This is a genomic window from Roseateles sp., from assembly GCF_036486225.1.
GTDB lineage: Bacteria > Pseudomonadota > Gammaproteobacteria > Burkholderiales > Burkholderiaceae_C > Roseateles.
The window spans coordinates 1-2710 of sequence record NZ_DASVNZ010000291.1 but is presented as its reverse complement, the minus strand read 5'-3'; the positions used below and the strand labels follow the sequence as shown (position 1 = coordinate 2710).

At 72.9% G+C, this 2710-nt stretch carries 3 protein-coding genes; 2 read left to right on the top strand and 1 reads right to left on the bottom strand.

Features of this window, described 5'->3' with window-relative positions:
- The coding region (locus tag VF536_RS19070) for an MFS transporter (protein WP_331616445.1) at window positions 1-660 on the top strand (660 nt) is incomplete at its 5' end.
- 22 nt (window positions 661-682) lie between these two features.
- On the opposite strand, the gene VF536_RS19065 is transcribed toward VF536_RS19070, so the two are convergent.
- Window positions 683-1651, bottom strand: a complete 969-nt coding sequence (locus tag VF536_RS19065; protein ID WP_331616444.1) for a hypothetical protein — start codon at window positions 1649-1651, stop codon at window positions 683-685.
- A 366-nt stretch (window positions 1652-2017) separates the two neighbouring features.
- Here VF536_RS19065 and VF536_RS19060 point away from each other — a divergent pair.
- Window positions 2018-2710 (top strand): hypothetical protein (locus tag VF536_RS19060; protein WP_331616443.1); only part of this gene is annotated, 693 nt, incomplete at its 3' end.

Genomic DNA, 2710 nt, shown 5'->3' with positions numbered 1-2710 from the left:
CTGCTGCCGCTCGCGGCCTGGGCGATCGCGCGCCGCGTGCCGCGCCACGCCCCTGCGCCTGCGGCGACCGGCGCCAAGCCGCGTCCCGCCTGGGACCTGCTCAAGGACCGCGGCCTGCGCAACCTGCTGATCGTCAACGTCGCGATGTCCTCGTGCTGGGACGCCCACAGCTTCGTCGTGCCCGTGGTCGGCCACGCGAAGGGACTGTCCGCCTCCAGCATCGGTCTGGTGCTGGGCAGCTTCGCGGCGGCGGCGACGCTGGTCCGCCTGGCCATCGTGCGTTGGGCGCATCGGATCGACGATGTGAAGGCGCTGCGCGCCGCGATGGCGGTGGCGACGGTCACGCTCCTGGTCTACGCGTGGCTGCCCGGCACGCTCGGACTGATGCTCGGGTCGGCGGTGCTGGGGTTGGCGCTCGGCGCGGTGCAGCCCATGGTGCTCGCGACGATGCACCAGGTCACGCCGCCCGACCGGCACGGTCAGGCGCTCGGCCTGCGCATGCTGGCGGCCAACGGGGCGACCGTCGCGATGCCGCTGGGCTTCGGCGTGCTGGCCGCCGCGAGCGTGGCGGCCGCGCCGTTGTGGCTGATGGCGTCCATCCTGGTCGGCGCGCAGTGGGCCGCCCGCCAGATCGAGTCGCCGGCGCGCGGCGCGCCCTGAAGTTTCAGCAGCGTCCCTGGCCTCATTCGCCCGGCGCGATGGCGACCTGCCGGCGCGCCTCCTTGTGCTTCATCGCGACGTACTCCTCCAGCGATTGCTCGTGGAGCTGGCGCGCATACCGCTCGGTGGCCGCGAACCAGTCGCGCAGACGCCGGTCGAGCCGCTGCTCCGGCGGTGCCGGCAGCGTGTCGAGGTAGGACTCGATCGCCAGGAAATAGCGCATCGTGTTGCGCTCCGCGATGCCCTGGATGCCGCCGACGTAGCGCGGCTGGCCGTCGCCGTCGCGCCCGACCACGGTGAAGCCGACCTTGTCGCGACCCGAGGTGGACAGGTAGGCGCTGGTCGCGACGCGCGCGGCGAAGTTGTTCACGTAGGCATAGCGCAGCCGGACGAACGAACGCTTCGCGTCGATGGGCACCGCCTCCAGCGTCAGGCGGTAGTTGCTGGTGCCCATCGGCCCCTTGTTCGCGCTCATCTCCACGAGCAGGTACTGCGGCTGCGCCGCCAGCACCTGGAAGCGGAAGTCGAGCGCGTAGGCGTCCTCGATGGGCTGGTCGAACTTGCGGCCCACGGCCATGTGCAGCGTCGCGCCCGGCGCCTGGTCGTCCTCGACGGCGCAGCGCTTGACGTTGGCCGGCAGGGTCAGCAGGTCGCACCAGGCGTCCGCGTTGCGCAGCGCGCCGGACAGCGTGCCGAACGGATGCTCGACCATGGCGTGCATCTCGCCTGTGGGACGCTCGGTGTCGTCGGCCGAGCTCAGCACGATCGGACGCTGGAACGGACTGCGCGCCAGCTGTGGCGCGAGCTGGTCGTATTGCGAGCGCAGGCCGGCGCCCTGCTGCGCCGACACCTCGGTGGCGATCAGCAGCAGCCCCAGCAGGACTGCCGCGTGTGCGAGCCAGAACAGCGCGCCGTGGTGCGGCGAGGCGTGCTTCGAGTGCCGGAACATCCGTCCGGAAGGCGGGTGGGGACTGTGCGGGAAGGAACGCATGGCGAACTCCATCGCTGGCCGGAGAGCCGTTGATCCACCTTAAGGGACGAGGCCGGAAGCGGTCTGTCGGACAAGGCCGCGTCGCCTCGTGCGCAGGGGCTGTCAGCGGCGGGGGATGGGCCGAGGATGGGCCCGGGCATGAGGGGCCGTGGAGGGCCCGTCGACACCGCACTCGCGGTGTTGGGGGCCTGCGGGCCTTCGCCTAGGATGGCTGCCAGCCCGGCGCAGGCCGGACAGGAGCCGCACAAGATGTTGGGAACGCGCCGGACACCGACGCGGCGTCGATGCGCGCCGACACCTCCCTTCGGACGCCGGATGGCGGCGTGGGTGATCGCTTGCGCGGCACTGGGGCCGCTCGCCCCGGGCGTGAGTGCGCAGGAGGAGGCGCCCGGCACTGCGACCGCCGAGGAGGTGGATCCGCAGGACGCCCTCGCGGGCGGGCTCGGCGTCGAGGAGGCGCGTCGCCTGCTCGCCGAGCCGCTGCCCGATGCGACGGACGCGCGGTATGCGTTGCTGCAGCGGCAGTGGCCGGCCGCTCGACGGATCGAGGACCGCGCCCGCCAGATCGAGATCGCCAAGGCGTTGATGGCGCTGGGTCGCGGCCGGCCCGACGGCGAGCGCTGGATCCGGCTCTACCTGATCACGGAGTACACCTGGGGCAGCTCAGGCGTCGCGCTGGCGGCTTGCGAGCCGCTGCTGGCCGATCGGCAACTGAGCGCGGCCGCGCGCGCGGGCGTCGCGCTGCGTCAGACCTACTTCCTGGCCAACGGCGGCCAGGACCGGAACGTGATGCTGCGTGCGTGGAGCCGCGCCGACGCGCTGGCGGCCGAGGCGCTCAAGCAGCAGCCCGGGCTGCCGTTGACGATCGACCGGCTGCAGGTGCGCTCCGAAGTCGAGCGCCTGACCGGCGACGGCGCGGCGGCGGTGGCGACGCTGCGCCAGGCGGTCGCCCGCTCGCGGGAACTGCTCCGTCCCGGCAGCGGGCCGCGCGTCGACGCGGACACGCTGCGGCAATGGCAGGGCTGGCTGGACGGCTCGTTGGGGATGCTGGTCTACGCG